The sequence below is a fragment of the Streptomyces avermitilis MA-4680 = NBRC 14893 genome (assembly GCF_000009765.2).
In the GTDB taxonomy this organism is placed as follows: domain Bacteria; phylum Actinomycetota; class Actinomycetes; order Streptomycetales; family Streptomycetaceae; genus Streptomyces; species Streptomyces avermitilis.
This window is the reverse complement of sequence record NC_003155.5, coordinates 5,487,784-5,503,510: the sequence shown is the minus strand read 5'-3', so window position 1 is coordinate 5,503,510 and position 15,727 is coordinate 5,487,784. Positions and strand designations below refer to the sequence as shown.

Here is a 15,727-nt window from a genome sequence, read left to right as displayed (position 1 = left end):
CGGACTCAGCCCCCGGACTCGTCGGAGGCGCCCACGTCTCCGAGGCCGAAGATGTCGAACCCCGACACGGCCCACTGGCCGTCGCCGCTCTCCTTGACGCTCACCAGCCACCGGTTGGACTCGGTGGACTGCTTGCCGTCGGCCTCGCGGGCCGACGTCACCTTCACCACGCTGGAGATCGTCCGGCCGCTGCCGCGCACCACGTCGTCCGAGATCACCGCGTCGCGCACGACGACGGCCGCGCCCTTCGACGAGCACCTCGCGGCCCGGCAGAGCGCCCACTCCTTGCCGGTCGGCAGCGTGGTCGCCTGCTTCATCTGCGTGTCGTCGGTGGTCAGCCGGAGCAGCGGGGCGCTCCAGGCCGGGGCCTTGCTCGTGTGGTCGTACGTGCTCAGGCCGGCCATGTACCTCGCCATGACGGTGTGCGCCTTGGCCACCTCGGACAGCGCGACGATCGGGGTGGGTGCGCCGCCGGCCGGCTCGTCGGCGTTCGCGTCGTCCTGACCGCCCGGCCCCGGCTCCGATCCCGCGTCCGACTGCCCGGAAGGGCCGGCCGGCGCCGCCTCGTCCGCGCCGCCGCCGTCGTCCCCGTCGAACACGGTGAACACGGTGAGCACGGCGACCAGGAGAATGCCGAGCACCGCCAGGGCCAGCAGCCCGGCACGCTTGTTCTCCGCAGGCAACTCCATGTTCCCGTGCCTCCCTTGTGCTGAGCCGGTCCGGCGGTACGGGTGAGGTGACCGGGACACGGTAGGGGGGAGCCGCGGTGGAGGGGCCCGGGGATTCCCGGCGGGAAAACGGGGCGGGACGCCACCGGGAAAGAGAGGAAGGGAGGAGGAGATGAAAAGAGGGTCCGGGACAGCTTGTGCAGGCCTTCTCCTGGCCTGCTCCCTCTCCCGGTCCCGGTCAGGCCGGGCGCTCGTCCACCGGCAGCGGGTCGAACGGGTACGCCGTGTGTCCGTCCCGTGGTGAACAGGCGGCGAACGGGCCCAGATCCGGGTCCATGAGGACACGCAGGTGCGGGTCGGCGTGGTGGAGCCACCAGGTGGACATGCCGAGCGCCGGGTCGTGACGCAGATGTTCCCAGGCCAGCCAGAGCGCGGAGAGCCGGGCACCGGCCTCCGGGTGCTCCCACCACTTCGGGCACCAGGTGGCACTGGAACCGTTGATGCGGCGGCGCACCGTCGGGGAGAGGTAGTCGGAGACGAAGAGGTAGACGTCGGCGAAGTAGAACTCCGGCTCGGCCGCGTCCTGTTGTGTCTCGCTGCTGGTCCGGGGGGTGGTCATCGCTCGATTCCTGTGGGCTGGTGGGCCGGGACGGCGGCCGGGGGCGGCACGGAGAGGGCCGCGGCCGGGTTCATGACGCCGTGGCCGGTGGGGCCGCGGGGGGCGGCGGGGCGGGCGACGAGACGTACGTCCACGCCGGGCAGGAACTCGCTCGCCGTCGCACGCTGCCGCGTCGGGGGCTTCGGGTGCAACTGCTCGTAGGTGTCGGCCAGCCCCAGCCGCCACATCGCGGCCTCGTGGTCCTCGCGCAGCCGCTCCGGTACGTCGACGCCGCCCAGCTTCCGCGCGAAGTCCTTCGGGGACCCGGCCGGGTCGAAGTCGTCCATCCGCACCTGGGCCCGTACGGCGTCGTCCGCGATCAATCCGTCGATCTCCGGGGGGAGATGCTCATGCCGGGGCGAGGGCAGCGGGAACTTGATGTTCTCCTTGCCCACGTTCGTGTGCGCGAGGAGCCGGGGCAGTTCGTCCTTGCCGAGGACGGACGCGGCACCGATGTCGGCGGCGAACGCGACGACCGGGCCTTCGGCGGCCTCGGCGTAGCGCTGGGAGACGGTGCTCCAGACTTCGGGGGCGAGGGCCGTCACCGCGGCTTCGTCCAGCTCGAAGTCGTCCACCAGGGCACGTTGCACCTCGGTGTTCCAGAGGTGGTACGAGTCCAGCTGCCGGCCGGCCGGACTGTCCTCCAGCACCTGCATGCCACGTGAACTCCCGCACGCCTGCGCGAGATAGCGATGTCCCACCTCACGCGGTGCGCCCTCGGGCTGCGACTTCCATGACCAGAACGCCCGTACCTCGCCCCGGTCCGGATGCGTGACGGAGCCGTTTCCGGCGACATCCCGGACGAAGGAGAACAGGTCCGGAAACTCCCGCCCTTGCTCGTGCGCCACCCGCCAGTCCGCGTACATCCGACCGACGGCCACCCGTGCCTCGTCACGATCGCGCGGCGCCGCGGCCTCGTACGCGTCCTGCAGAGCCAACGCCCGCTCTATCTCGTCCCTGGCAGGCGGGGATCCCAGGCTCACCGGCGGCTCCGGAAGCCGACGGGCCTGTGCACGGCCATCCTGATCGTGGACCCGCCCGGCATGTCCGGGGTCCAGGTCGGGAAGGAAACCGACTGATTCAGGACGAAGAGCGCCTCTACCGGGGCCTCACCCAGCGGACCCCAGAAGGCCAGCTGGTACGGACTGCGGTGCTTCAGCCGGGACTCCCGGCCCTCCCAGACACCCGCGTGGTCCTCCGGCTCGGGGAAGTCCGGGGCGTCCCACGGACCGGCCCAGACGGGCGCCCCCAGCGCGCCGGTCGCCGCCTCCAGGTACGTCGGCCACCTCTCCGCCGCAGCGGTCAGAACCGTACCGTTCTCCGCCGGAGCGGAAGCCTTCACGTGCCAGCAGGCACTGAGGGACACACTGGTGACCGGGCTTCCCCAGATGCCACCGGAATCGAAGGTCAACTCGCCCCCGTTGCCGGTGCGCACCACCAGCTGCCGGTCGGAGGTCAGCGGCTCCCAGCCGTACCTCCCGCACCAGCGCTCCAAGGCGATGCCGCTCTGCGGCGGTCCCGCCCACAGAGCGGCCCAGTCCGCGTCCCGCAGCACCGCCAGCTCGACCGCCAGGTCCTGCGCGGTACGGCCCGTCGTCTCCGTCAGCATCGCTTCCCTCTCGATCAGCTGATCAGCAGCTCACGTCAGGAAGATACCGAGCAGCAACAGCCCCACGACCACCGCGCCCATCACGATCCGCGCCGTCGGATCCTCGCGTTCCCACAGGTCATGGACGACCGCCCACCCCGTCATCCGCGCGGCCCGGCCCCCCTGGAGCCGGGCACCGCCGCCCTGCTGTTCCTCGTCCTCCTCGCCCGCGCCCGCCACCGGCTCCGCTTCCTCGCCGAAGCCCACCGGCAGGCCCTGCTGCTCCTGGGCCACCACGACGAGCGCCTCGAGGAGTTCGGGCATGGTGTGCGGCGTGAGGGGATACGCGAACGTGCCGTACGGGGTCTCCACGCACAGCCGGGACTGCCAGGGGTTGCCGGGCTCGTAGCCGTCGACCCAGGCGCGGTCGGTCTGGAAGACCTGCGGGGCCAGTACGGCGGGGGCCTGCTGGATCTCGGGTGCCTGCCGGGATGTGTCCCAGTCACGCGGGTCGGGCTCGTGCGGCTGCCCGTTGTGCTCGCTCAACTCTCGTCCTTCGCCGGATCCGTGGGCCCATGGGGTGCTGCGGGGGTACGTCGGGCGGGACGTGCCCCGCGCATTGTGGGCCGAGTGCGCCCGGGCCGGGGCGCGGGGACGGGCCCGCTTTCCCGGCCCGGGGTCCTTCCGTTTCCCAGCGCTTTCCTCCCGGCCCGGCGGCCGGGAATCGCCCGTACTCCCGGCGGGGAAAGGACAACCGGTCCCGTCACCTGTCTTTGTCACACTGCCTGCGCACCTGGCCGGGCCAGGGCCCGTCATGCAGCGCGGTCGTAGGCGCGGCGGCGGACGGGGAACCGACTCGCTGGAGTAACCGACTCGATGACAGACCACAACGGCCCTGCTGGCGCGGTCGGCGGAGACCAGCCTTCCGGGCAGCCCGGGTCCTTCGGTCCTCCCCAGCAGCCCCAACAGCCCCAGCAGCCGCACCAGCAGGTCTGGCAGGCACAGGGGCAGCAGGTGCACGGGCAGCAGGCCCAGGCGCAGTCGCCGGTGGCCCAGCAGCCCTCCTACCCCCAGCCGCAGCCTCAGCACCTGTCCCCCGACGCGGCGCGCGCGCAGGTCGCCGCCGCCTGGGTCCGTCGCGCGCCGGGCCAGGCCGCCGTACCGAGCCTGCCGCCGCGTGAGACCCGCCCGCCGAGTGACTCCAAGAAGGAGAAGCGCAAACGGGAGCGGGCCGCGCGCAAGGCCGCGTACGAGCAGAAGAAGGCGGAGAAGGAGCAGCGCAAGAGGGGCGGGGCGGTCACCGGTTCCCCCACGGCCCCCGCCCACACCGCCGCTCCGGCCACCCCGGCCGTCGCGGCGGCCGCCCCTCACCACGCCGTCACCCCGGCCCCGGCCCCGGCCGGCCACCGCTCCCACTACCACCATCCCGTCCACCGCCACCGCCCCCGCCCCCGCCCACACGGTCGACGCGGGAACCACCACGACCGGCTCCGCGGCCACCACGACCCGGGCGGGCGCCACCCCCGCCGGCGCACGCCCCACCCCGGCTTCCGCGAAGCCCGCCCGCGACTTCGACGTCCCCAGGCCCGGCGGCCGTATCCCCGCCGGCGGCCGTCGTACGCACGTGGCCCTCCGCGCGACCCTGCTGATCACCACCTGTCTCTTCGCACTCGGCTCGTGCGGCGTGATGGGTCTGGTCGTCGGGAGGTCCTCGGGCGCCGGAACCGCCGGCCTCGACGCCGCGGACGCCGCCCGCTACCGGCTGACCGAGTTCCCGACGCAGCAGGCGGCGACGTTCGCGGAGCAGTACGCGATGCTCTGCCTGACGTACTCGCCGGACGGCGCGTCCAAGCGGCGGGACAGTCTCGCCCGGTACGCGTCCTCGGGCGTCGACCCCGAGTGCGGCTGGAGCGGTGAGGGGACCAGCAAGGCCGTCTCGGCCGTCTGGGACGGCACCTCCGAGAAGCTCGCCGAATACGGTGATCACGGCCGCTACCTGGGCATCCAGGTCCGTACGGACGAGGGCGACCTCACCACGCTGACCGTTCCCGTCTACGTCAAGGACCTCGCGTCCGGCGAGGGCATGCGCGTCGCCGGCGACATCGGCGAGATGCCGATGCCGGGGCGGGCGAACGTCCCGGAACTCGACAAGGACGACGAGGTGGTGGACACCTCCCTGTCGCAGCAGCTCCAGGAGAAGGTGCTGCCGGGCTATTTCGAGGCCTGGGGCGCGTCGGACTCGACCGCCATGGCCCGCTTCACCGCACCCGGCGCCACGCTCTCCGCGACCGCCGGCCTCGCCGGACGGCTGACCGGACCGAAGGTCGGCACGGCGGAGGCACTGGTCCCCGCGAACGTCCAGGACACCAAGCCCTACGCCTACCGGGCCGGTCAGTCCGTGCAGGTGCGAGTGGTCGTCGACTGGAGCGAGGGAGAGAGCCGGATCGTGCGCCGCGCGTACCGGATGACCGTGGTGAACACCGCACAGGGCTGGTTCATCAAGGACATCCGCGGCGGGGTGCTCGACGCGCAGGGCGGCCGGGCCGACTCGGACGAGGACAACCAGCCCGCCGAGGAGGACCCCGGTACGGGGGCCACCGACTCCGCCTCCCCGTCCGCCTCAGCCTCACCCTCAGCCTCCACGCAGTCGTCGAAGGGCAAGCGGCCGGGCAAGCCCTGAGCCCGAGCGGCACTTCGGACCGCATCCCAGCACCATCACCAGAGCACGCTGAAAGCCACATCGAGAGGAACCACCATGTACCTGGCCGCCGACGAACTGGGCGAGATGTTCGGAAGGATCGAGGACATCCTCCGCAACGCGGGCACGATGGTCGCCGTCATCGCCCTCCTCATCCTTGGCATCCGGATGCTCATGTCGATGAAGCGCGGCGACGGTATGCGCGAGGCCTTCCAGGGCTTCGGCATGATCGCGCTCGCCGCCCTGATCATCGGCGGCGCCACGGGCCTCGCCGGCCTCCTCATCAGCCTCGGAGGCGAGATCGGCGGCGGCAACGGCAGCTGATCTCCCGCCACTCACCGTAAGCAGAAGAGGGAGGCACCGCGTTGACGCAGGAGGCGCCCGAGCCGCTGGTCGCGTACGACCACACCGATCTGATGAACCGCCCGAAGCGGATCTGGAACTGGGGCAACATCCCGCTTCCGGGCCTGCTGCTGCCCGCGCTGGGCGCGGCGTTCGGTTTCGGGCTGCTCTGGCTCGTCACGCTGTTCACGCTGTCCACGTTCCTCCCCTTCCTCGGGATGTCGATGTGGACGTCGGTCCTCTACTTCGGGCCGCCGTTCGCCGTGTACTTCATCTGGGGCCGCCCGCTGCCCTCCGCCCTGACTCTCAGTCAGCAGCTGGTGGTGTGGGGCGACTACTGGTTCCAGCCGAAGCGGCTGCAAGGGCTCTCCGCCGACCAGGAACCGGAGGAACTGCACTGGCAGGTCATCCTCTGGACCCCCGGTTCCCACCGCTGGCAGACGCGGTACGACACCGCGCGGCAGGCGGCAGCCCAGCACGGTTCCCCGTTCACCGCCCAGGACCCCGCCGCCCAGGACTGAACCGTCCCACCGCTCTCCCACTCCCCATCAACTACCGCAGGGTGACTTCTCCATGTTCATGATGATCCTTCTGGGCGCGGCGGTCGCCTTCTTCGTGGTCGCCATGATCATGGCCGCCGGCTCCGGGAAGAAGGGGCAGGGCCAGAGCCAGGGCCGGTCCCAGAACCGGAGCCGCTCGTCGAGCGGCAACGGCCAGTCCGCCCGCCGCGAGGACCTCCGCCTGCCCTACCGCTACGCCGACGACCTGCTGTTCGTGCACGGCGACTCGGTGTGGACCGGCCTGGTGCTGCCCACCGCCATCGACGAGTACCTGAACGCCTCCGAGCTCCAGGCGATGGCCGAGGGCCCGGCCCGAGGTCTGCTCAACCTCGCCCGCGGCGACCGCAACGTCGAGTGCCACTACCGCAAGCTCTACCAGCCCATCACCGCCCTGACCTGGGCGGAGGACCTGAACGCCGTCGCCTGGGACCCCACCGACAACTACAAGGCGTACAACCTCCGCAAGGCCGACTACCAGGAGCGCATCGGCGCCAAGCGGGAGCGCAACATCCTGCTGGTGAAGCTGGGTTCGATCAAGCGCAACGGCGGTACGGGCGTCCTCGCCGACGGCGCCGAGCCGTTCGACGAGCCCGGGCTGCTGTCGGGGGCGCGCGGCGCCGCCGACCAGGCGGTCTCCACCGCCACCGGGGTCGCCGACGAGTACCTGTCCCCCTCCGTCCTCGCCGAGTGGACGCAGGTCGCGATCGAGGTCCACGAGAGCCTGGAGGGCCTCAAGGGCACCCCGCTCACCCGTGAGGAACTGGTCTGGCTGATCCGCAAGCCGCTCCACGGCGACCTGCCCGTGCCGCCCGAGCCGGTGCTCGGCTCGCGCGCGTGGGGGCCCGACCAGTTCGACCTGGTCGTCGACTTCTCCGGCGAGAACCGCAAGACGCACATCGTGCTGCACCAGTACGACGAGGTCACCGGCGAGCAGCAGACCAGCTACACCACCACCCTGGTCGCCGCCAACTGGCCCGCCGAGACCCGCTTCCGCCAGTCGACGGCGTGGGCGCGCTACGCCGCCCAGCACGTGGACTTCCCGGTCGAGATCGACATGCGGTTCACGCTCATCCCGTACCTGAGGTTCAAGGACCGCGCCGACAAGATCCGCGGCAACCTCGTCGACGAGATGAACGACATGGCCAACTCCGGCCGCACCCCGGACACCAAGCTGGCCGGTCAGGTCACCCGCGCCCAGGAGCTCGTCGACGACATCGACGAGCACAAGATGCCGGGCATGGAGGCGCAGATCCGCTTCACCGTCTCCGCCCCTGACCTGAAGGAGCTGGAGCGCCGGCGCCGCGTCCTGGAGATGCAGTTCAAGCAGGACCTGAAGGTCACGCTGCTGCGTCCGACCCGCCAGCAGTGGCGGCTGCTGCAGTCCCAGCTCCCCGGCGACGCGCCGAAGCTGCCCGTCGCGCCCTACCTCCGGCTCCAGGAGGTCGAGCAGCTGGGCGCCGGACTCCCCACCGCCGGCACGGAGTTGGGCGACAACCCGGAGCACCGCTCCGGCAAGCGTCTCGGCTGGGTCGGCAACCTGGTCGGCTGGGCGGGCAAGATGCCGGTGCACTACTCGCTGCACGTGGGCCCGGCCCGCAACGACGGTGGTGGCCTGGCGATCGTGGGCGCGTCGGGCGGTGGCAAGTCGTCCCTGGCCCTGCAGAAGTTCTACGAAGAGTCGGAGTCGGGCGTCCGCTGCCTGGTCATCGACCCCAAGACCGACTTCGCCCAGATGTGCTACTACCTGGCGTTCGGCGCCCAGGTCAACGACCCGTCGTTCGCGTCGGACGCCGAGCAGGGCCTGCTCGGCACCGAGCACAGCCGGTTCCACCCGGTGAACCCCGACTTCTGGGCGGAGACGGAGGTCGTCGACCTTCTCAAGGGCCAGGCGGGCGTCCTGGACCCGTGGGTGATCGCCCGGGACGTCCCCTCGGGCCGTCTCCTCGCGGAGTCGATGCTGCGCGGCTTCCTCGGCGACGAGGACTACCAGCGCGTACGCCTGCCCGTCATCGAGGGCATGGCCACGGTCATCGGCCGCTACAACTCCGCGATCCGCCAGGCCGTCGACCAGGGCCTGACCGCGCGGGAGGCCGAACAGAGCGTGGCACGGCCGACGTTGTGGCAGGTCGTCGACGAGGTGGTGGCCGCGTACGACCACGCCGTGGCGACCGGCGACCGCGAGGCCATGAAGGACCTCAAGCTCGCGCAGATGCTCCTCACCGAGCTGCGCACCCTCCCCTACGCACGGCTCTCCTTCGCCGAGCACCCGCAACCGCTGTCCAGCATGCGCAAGCGGCGTACGGTCATCACGCTCCGCGGCTTCCAGTCCCCGGCGTCCTCGGACCCGCGGCACTGGAACCCGGCGGAACGCCTGGCCGCGACCGCGCTGATGGCGGTCGTGGAACTCGGCAGCCAGATGCTGGACGTCGGCTACGAGAAGAACCCGGTCACGGGTGAGGTCGGCCTGCGCCCCAAGGCGCTCTTCGTGGACGAGGCGTACGTCGTCACCGCGACCGAGTCCGGGCGCGACCTGATGCGCCGTGCCCTGAAGCAGGGCCGCTCCTATCTGGCCGTGACCGTACTGATCACCCAGCAGGCCATCGACCTGGTCCAGATCGAGGACTCCGAGGCCCGCTCCGGCGGCGCCAACCAGATCCACACGGTCTTCGCCTTCAAGCAGAAGTCCGCCCAGGAGGCCTCCCTGGTGGCCCCGCTGCTCGGCCGCCCCGAGGACGACCCGAAGGTCATCGCGGCCCTCCAGGAGCTGCGCACCGGTGTCTGTCTCCAGCGCGACGCGGACAAGCGCGTCGGCACGGTCGCCGTCGACCTGGTCTTCCAGGAGATCCTCGCGGCCACGGACACCAACGGCACGACGCGTCCGGCCCGGCAGGGCGTCAATCCGCCGCTGAGCGTGTGGGAGTGGACGTTCCTCCAGGAGGTGCAGGAGGACCCGGCCCGGGCCTCGTCGCAGAGCACCGCGCAGACCACCGCCGTATGACCCTCACTCGACCCGAAGCAGGAGGCCGCACCCGCATGCGCCCCACCCCGTCCCTGGTCACCGCGGCCGTTTCCCTGGTCCTGCTCTCGACGCTGAGCGCGTGCGGGCCGGATTCCGGGGACGACGCGAAGGCCCTGCCCAGCGCCAAGACGCTGAAGGAGGCGCAGGAGTTCATCGCCAAGGCCGGACTTCCCTGCACCAGCATGACCACGGACGAGGGTGCGCACGGGACACCGGCGGAGGGGTTCCTCGGCACCACCGACGACTACGACAGCCCACAGGAGAAGCGCGAAGCGGCCGCCTGGAAGATCGGCGAGGCCGGCTTCTGCGGTGACACCCGGGCGAAGGCCGGGGGCTGGATCGTCTACCTGCCCAAGGACATGAAGGCGTTCCAGCAGAACTACCGCAAGACCGCGCTGGCAGCCGACAAGGAGTACGGCGACAAGTACAGCGACCTGCGCACGGGCCGCTTCCTCATCGGCGCGGACTTCGTGGTCAACCCCACCAACTCCCTTCGGACCAGCGGACTCCTCGAAACGGGACTGCTGATCGAGAACTGCGACCCCGATCTGAAGGTGCCCACCGGATACCGCAAGCAGGACGCGTCCGCCGCGGGCTGCGTGCTGACCGACTACGTCCCCTCCTGAGGAGAGACCCATGCGACTTCAGCGAGCAGTCGTCGGCAGCGCCGCTCTGGTGGTCCTGAGCCTCCTGGCCGGCTGCGGCAGCGACGACCCGATGGACGACCTCGGGCTGCCCTCGGCCGGGGACATGGCGTCGATCGCGTACTACCTCAACAAGCACACCTCGTGCCTCGACCTGACCGCGGAAGCGGACGCGACGGACTACCTGGTCGAGGAGGCCGGAGACCCCGCCTGGGGAATCAAGGAGCGGGCCTCCTGCGAGGGCGAGGACGGCGGGAACATCACGCTGTTCACCCTCAAGGACATGAAGAAGTTCCAGACCGCCGTCAAGAAGGACGACGACCGACCCGCGTTCGCGGTCGGCAGGGACTTCGCGGTGGTTCCGGAGAACGACACCACGGTCCAGCAGCTGAGTTCGTCCGAAATGATGTTCCTGACCTGTGACCCGGACTTCACCGTGCCGAGCGGCTACAAGAAGGTCTCCGGACTCGTCGACGGCTGCGTGCTGAGCGATTACTTCCCGACCGACTGACGCCGCCCGCAGCCCCTCCTCTCGCCCAAAAGGAATCAAGATGCCCCCGCGCAATGCACTGCGCCGCAGGATCGGCAGGTTCGGCGCCGCAGTCCGTGCCGGCCTGTTCGTGGTGCTGGCCCTGGTGGCCCTCACACTGGCCGTACCGACCTCGGCGTACGCGGATTTCTCCTGCAACTTCACCGGTGACGAGAGCTATCAGATGGACTCGCCGGGCAGTAACGGTGAGTCCATCATTCCCGCGGTCGCGCAGTGGCAGGGAGAGAGCGCCCAGAACCTGAGCGAAGACACGGGAATGGTCACCGGCGCCGTCAAGATGCCGATCGACAAGGCCTCGAACTACACCCTGTACGAGCTGAACGGCATGCGGGGCCTGAACTGGTCCATGACCTTCAAGGGCAAGGGCAACGCCTCCCAGGACAACGGCACGTGGGGAAGCGGCGCCGACTCCTGCCAGGTCATGGCCTATGTCAACAACGGCATCGCGGACACCATTCTCAACGGCACCAAGGTTCTCACCCGGTTCTCCATCTCCATCAAGGAAATGGCCTCCAACCCGAGCCCGTTCTCCGGCCTCTACTCGGGCCGCGACAACGTCGTGACCACGCTGCGCGAGAACGTGCTCAAGCCCGCCGTCGCGGTCATGATTCTGCTGGTCGGACTCTGGGTCTTCACCAAGTGGCGCAAGGGAGACATGCGCGAGGTGTGGTCGGGAATCTCCTGGACCGCCCTCACCGTCATCGCCGTCACCGCGTTCCTGACCGGAAACAACTACCACCAGGTCGTCGAAAGCGCGGACAACTACATCGCCCAGGCCAATTCCGCGTTCACCGCGACCGTGCTCGCCGGCGCTTCGGGCGAGATGCAGAGCCCGTGCGATCTGCCGAAGGGCGGCAAGGACGACGACGGAAGACGAGGTCTTCGCCTGTCGAGCTGCGCCATGTACGACACGCTCGTCTTCCGGCCGTGGGCCCTCGGGCAGTTCGGCGACGTGGGCAAGACCTGCATCTTCAAGAACAAGAGCGGGCGCATATCGGCGGACGGCGTCTGCGCCCCGCAGAGCGCCGGCACGTCCTGCTACTGGGGCAAGGGCGCGCGCTGCGAGGACCTGCGGGTGCGCCAGGCCGCGGCCCAGTCCTGGACCAACGTCGACGACCAGCGCGACCACGTCGACAAGTTCAAGGAGTGGCAGGAGATCCGCAAGGACATCGCCGTCGGCGAGAAGGCACCCGACAAGAGCATCTACCCCGTCGCGTTCAACGACTGGGCCGGCAAGAACTCCAGCAACCGGGTGGGCATCGCCTTCTACTCCGTCGTGGCGGCCTTCATCGTCGGTGTGATGGTCCTCGTGCTCAGCGCCCTCACCCTGCTCTGGCACGCGGTCACCCTGATCCTGGTCATGCTGCTGCCGCTGGTCGCCACGCTCGGCATCCATCCCTCCCAGCAGAAACTGCTGAAGAGCTGGCTGGAGACCTTCATCCACAGCTTCGTCCTGCGCGCGGGCTTCGGGGTCATCCTCACCGTGCTGCTCGTCCTGTACCAGATGATCCTGCCCGCCAGGGTGGCCCTCGGTACGCAGTTGCTGATGCTGCTCCTGGTCACCGTCGCCGTCGTCATGATGCTGAAGAAGCTCCTCGCCGGGAACTTCACCCCGCAGGTCGCGGGCGGCGAGGACGCGCTGGGCATCCGCGAAGGAGCCGACGCGACCTTCAACAAGGCGGCCGTCATGGCCCCGGGCCTGGCTGTGGCCGGTGCCAGGACCACCGGACGCGTGGCGGGTAACGCCGCCAAGGGCACCGGCCGCGCGGCCGGCAGCACGGTGCGCGGTACGGCCTGGGCAGTGGACAAGTTCGCCAACAAGGGCCGGGGCCGAGCCGCCCTGCAGAAGCGGGGCTGGCTCGGCCAGTCGAAGCGCGAGCAGCGGCAGACCGCCCACCAGGCGGCGGAGACGGCACGCAGGTCGTACGAGAGCGACGGGCCGTCGGCGAAGGAGCAGCCGTCGGCGTCCGCGCCCGAGCCGGCCCCCAGGCGCGGCCGCCGGGTCAGCGGCTCCAGCGGGCAGCAGCCGGCTCCGCAGTCGTCGGCACCGGCCGAGCAGCGCCCCGCGGCTCCTCAGCCGCAGCCGGCGGCACCACGCCCGATGCCGTCCGCACCCGCACCCGCACCCGCACCCCAGCCCCGCCCGACCATGCCCAGCCCCCGGACCGCCGCCCCCAAGCCCCCCGTCACGCCCAAGCAGTCCCCGGCCCCGGCCCCGGCCCCGGCCCCGGCCTCGCCGCGGGACCCCCGCGGCCCGAGCGGCCGTGTCTAGTGCCGCGGCAGGCAACGTTTGCCCGTCAAGGAGCGGCGTCCGGTGCGTGCTCTCGGCGTGCCGGCCGAAGGCCCTCGTACTGGACGCACTTGGGCTTTCGGCCGGTGCGGCGAGAGTGCGTGCCGGGCGTCGCGACGGGGCGAACGTTGCCTGTTGCGGCACTAGCCGCGCCCGCCACCCCGACCGTCCCCACCACCCCGAGGAGCAACCCCGATGCCGGCCCTGACCACCGACCGCACCCCCGATCAACTGGTCGCGGAGCTGGAGCAGCTCGTCGGGGTCGACTGGCCCACGGTGTGGCGGGGCGTCCCCCGGGACGCCGGCAAGCGGGCCCACTGGTGCGCGGGCTTCGGCTGGCGGCCCCTGTGGTTCGAGGCGGGCCTGCGGGTGCGCACACCCCTGGGCGGCCGGCTGTACCTGGCCGCCCAGGCACCGGAGCGCCCGGTGACCCGCGTCGAACACACGGTGTGGGCGGCGCGAGGGCGGCACGCGGGGGAGAACGGGGTGGTCGCGGAACTGGCGGAGGCCCACTGGGCGGCGTATGTGACCGCCCTGCGCGGCTTCATGGGCTGGCCCTCCTGGAACGGCACCTGGGACGCCCCGGACTTCCCCGAACTGCCCGGTTCGGCGGCATGGCCCAGTGCGGAGCGGCGCCGGCGGCAACGGGACCCGTACCGGCTCGCGGTGTGGCGTTTCCGTACGCCCGGAGCGCCCCTGATCGAACTGAGGACGACGCTCGACCAGGGCTCACAGGCCCGGCCGGCACCGGCCAATGCGAGGATCAGCCTCGCCTGCCACGACCCCGCTCACGCGGAGAGTCCCCGGCGGGAGCGGCTCGGATGACCCGGGGCCGGCAGGAGCACGAGGAAGGCGACATGGGATGACGACCCTGCGGATCGAGCGGACACCCGAGCAACTGGCCGAGGAGCTGAAGGGACTCGAGCACGTGGACTGGCCCGCGGTCTGGGCGGGTCCGCCGAGCCCTGGGCAGGCGCTGGACGACTGGTGCGCGCTGTTCGGCTGGCAGCCGACCTCGGCCGAGCGCGTGCTGAGCGTGCGCAGCTCCACGGGACAGAGCATCGAACTCTCCCCCGTGCGCAGCGGCGGATGGGCTCCCGTCAAGCAGCTCGGCTGGACGAGCTGGAATCTCTGGGCCGACGACCCGTCCGAGAACGACGAGGTCCTCGCGCGGGCGGCCGAGGTGTGGGCCGCGTACGAGGAAGCCGCGCGGACAGTGCTCGGCGAACCCACCTTCTCGGGAGCCTGGGACGCCCCGGACTTCCCCGAGCCGCCGCACGAGCGGCACTGGCTCATGCCCCGCGATCTCCGGCTGGAGGACATGGATCCCTACCGGTTGGCGATGTGGCCGGAGGACGGCCCTGAAGGACGCATCACCGTACTCACGGTCAACCCCGGCCTCGCTCCCGTCCCGGGAGAGAGCCGGGGAGTACTGATCGAGGTCAACTGCTACCCACCGGAGGCCCCATGAGCCAGGAGCCACTGCCGGTCGAGATCCTCGACGACGCTCGTGCCCGGCAGCGGGCCGGGGACGGCGAGCTGACACCGGCCCAGGTCAAGAAGATCGCCAGGCAACTGCGCGAAGGCATCGCCCAACTCCCGCCCGAACAGTACAAGGAGAAGCTCCGCGAGCGGCTGCGGGAGATCGCCTCGGAGCAGGACGTCGAGCTGCCCCACCCCGACACCAGGTCCGCCTTCTGGTCCTACAAGCTGGAGGAGCACCCGGACATCGGCGTGGGGGAAGATCTCTACAGCATGCACGTGGCCGCCGCGTATGCCGAGGCCGAGGAGTCCGTGCGCTACCTGGAGGGGACTCCGGGCGGAAAGGCCCTGGGCGAGCTGCATCTGTGGGACCCGGCGGTCCGTACGGCGCTGAAGCTGGACAAGGACAGCGGCAGGGAACTGGCCGGCGACGCCTGGTCCGCCCTCTCCCAGAAGTACGCCACGCGCACCGAGAACGAAGCCCTCTTCTTCATGGCCGAACTCAATCCCGGGACCGTCGCCTACCAGACAGAGGCGCCCCAGCTCCGCGAGGACGGCAAGCTGGACATCATCCGGTTCATGTACCCGCCGCCGTCGACGAAGCTCGAGGGGTTCCCTCCCGAGACGCAGGAGCTGCTCTCCCGCGACGCCGTACGCGCGCAGCTCCACACCTTCGCCTACGACGAGAAGGCCAACGAGCTGACCAAGGCCGGCTATCTCAACCTGGACGTCCTGCGCTCCCTGCCCACTCCGGAAGCCCAGCGTGCCGCCGTCCTCGAGCTCTGCGCGGGGGTGGCCCGCCTGGACGGACGCGAAGCCGACGTCGAGAAGCTCACCGAGGAAGTCCTGGCCTTGCGGGCGGAGCAGGAGGCGGCCGCGCCCGGCGTCGAGGAGCAAGAGCAGCAGCCGCAGAAGGAGCAGGCTCAGCAGGTGCCGCAGGCCCAGGAGGCGCGGCAGACCCAGGTGGCACAGGAAGCGCGGGAAGCACAGGAAGTGCAGGAAGTGCGGGAAGTGCGGGAGCCCCAGCCGACCCCCGCGGGCCACCCCACCCCCGCGCCCGCCACCGTGTCCGCCGCGGCAGCAACCCCCTTCATGCCCGGCGTCACCGTCACGCCCAAGCAGGTCGTCCCGGCAGGGCACGGCGTGCTGCGTCCCACGGAACCGGAGCAGGCACCCCCGGCCGCCGCCAAGGCGCACGACACAGACATGGGAATGTGAACCGCCCCCG

Annotated in this window: 15 protein-coding genes; 10 read left to right on the top strand and 5 right to left on the bottom strand. The window is 70.9% G+C overall.

Translation table 11 applies throughout. The annotated features are described in order from the left end of the window. Positions 1-5: 5 nt before the first annotated feature. The 5 genes from SAVERM_RS23275 to SAVERM_RS23255 form a co-directional block, all read right to left on the bottom strand. Entirely contained in the window at positions 6-689 is a 684-nt protein-coding gene (locus SAVERM_RS23275) for a hypothetical protein (RefSeq protein WP_010985931.1), read from the bottom strand. A gap of 217 nt (positions 690-906) precedes the next feature. Continuing rightward, entirely contained in the window at positions 907-1,287 is a 381-nt protein-coding gene (locus SAVERM_RS23270) for a DUF4913 domain-containing protein (RefSeq protein ID WP_010985930.1), read from the bottom strand. Next, complete coding sequence (locus SAVERM_RS23265; protein WP_010985929.1) at positions 1,284-2,309, bottom strand: hypothetical protein; 1,026 nt, start codon at positions 2,307-2,309, stop codon at positions 1,284-1,286. Before SAVERM_RS23265 ends, SAVERM_RS23270 begins: the two co-directional genes overlap by 4 nt. Continuing rightward, positions 2,306-2,935 carry a hypothetical protein gene (locus SAVERM_RS23260; protein WP_010985928.1) on the bottom strand — a complete coding sequence of 210 codons (630 nt, stop codon included), beginning with the start codon at positions 2,933-2,935 and terminating at the stop codon, positions 2,306-2,308. The genes SAVERM_RS23265 and SAVERM_RS23260 overlap by 4 nt, the downstream gene beginning before the upstream one ends. Before the next feature lie 30 nt (positions 2,936-2,965). Continuing rightward, positions 2,966-3,460 carry a hypothetical protein gene (locus SAVERM_RS23255; protein WP_037649094.1) on the bottom strand — a complete coding sequence of 165 codons (495 nt, stop codon included), beginning with the start codon at positions 3,458-3,460 and terminating at the stop codon, positions 2,966-2,968. A gap of 1,078 nt (positions 3,461-4,538) precedes the next feature. Here SAVERM_RS23255 and SAVERM_RS23245 point away from each other — a divergent pair. From SAVERM_RS23245 to SAVERM_RS23200, 10 genes are all read left to right on the top strand, one after another. Beyond that, positions 4,539-5,594, top strand: a complete 1,056-nt coding sequence (locus SAVERM_RS23245; RefSeq protein ID WP_010985926.1) for a conjugal transfer protein — start codon at positions 4,539-4,541, stop codon at positions 5,592-5,594. A gap of 75 nt (positions 5,595-5,669) precedes the next feature. Continuing rightward, complete coding sequence (locus SAVERM_RS23240; protein ID WP_010985925.1) at positions 5,670-5,936, top strand: hypothetical protein; 267 nt, start codon at positions 5,670-5,672, stop codon at positions 5,934-5,936. A gap of 41 nt (positions 5,937-5,977) precedes the next feature. After that, positions 5,978-6,475, top strand: coding sequence for a hypothetical protein (locus SAVERM_RS23235; RefSeq protein ID WP_010985924.1), 498 nt, complete (start codon positions 5,978-5,980; stop codon positions 6,473-6,475). 52 nt (positions 6,476-6,527) lie between these two features. Further along, positions 6,528-9,512 carry an ATP-binding protein gene (locus SAVERM_RS23230; protein ID WP_010985923.1) on the top strand — a complete coding sequence of 995 codons (2,985 nt, stop codon included), beginning with the start codon at positions 6,528-6,530 and terminating at the stop codon, positions 9,510-9,512. A 35-nt stretch (positions 9,513-9,547) separates the two neighbouring features. Beyond that, the gene (locus SAVERM_RS23225; protein WP_010985922.1) at positions 9,548-10,159 is read left to right on the top strand and encodes a hypothetical protein; all 612 of its coding nucleotides are present in this window, start codon (positions 9,548-9,550) and stop codon (positions 10,157-10,159) included. A gap of 10 nt (positions 10,160-10,169) precedes the next feature. Further along, positions 10,170-10,688 carry a hypothetical protein gene (locus SAVERM_RS23220; protein WP_010985921.1) on the top strand — a complete coding sequence of 173 codons (519 nt, stop codon included), beginning with the start codon at positions 10,170-10,172 and terminating at the stop codon, positions 10,686-10,688. A gap of 40 nt (positions 10,689-10,728) precedes the next feature. Further along, entirely contained in the window at positions 10,729-12,999 is a 2,271-nt protein-coding gene (locus SAVERM_RS23215) for a TrbL/VirB6 family protein (RefSeq protein ID WP_010985920.1), read from the top strand. Between the two features lie 213 nt (positions 13,000-13,212). Then, positions 13,213-13,842, top strand: coding sequence for a hypothetical protein (locus tag SAVERM_RS23210; RefSeq protein WP_010985919.1), 630 nt, complete (start codon positions 13,213-13,215; stop codon positions 13,840-13,842). 37 nt (positions 13,843-13,879) lie between these two features. Beyond that, entirely contained in the window at positions 13,880-14,488 is a 609-nt protein-coding gene (locus tag SAVERM_RS23205; protein ID WP_037649092.1) for a hypothetical protein, read from the top strand. Next, a complete protein-coding gene (locus tag SAVERM_RS23200; protein ID WP_010985917.1) occupies positions 14,485-15,717 on the top strand; it encodes a hypothetical protein in 1,233 nt (410 codons plus the stop codon). The genes SAVERM_RS23205 and SAVERM_RS23200 overlap by 4 nt, the downstream gene beginning before the upstream one ends. Positions 15,718-15,727: the final 10 nt, after the last annotated feature.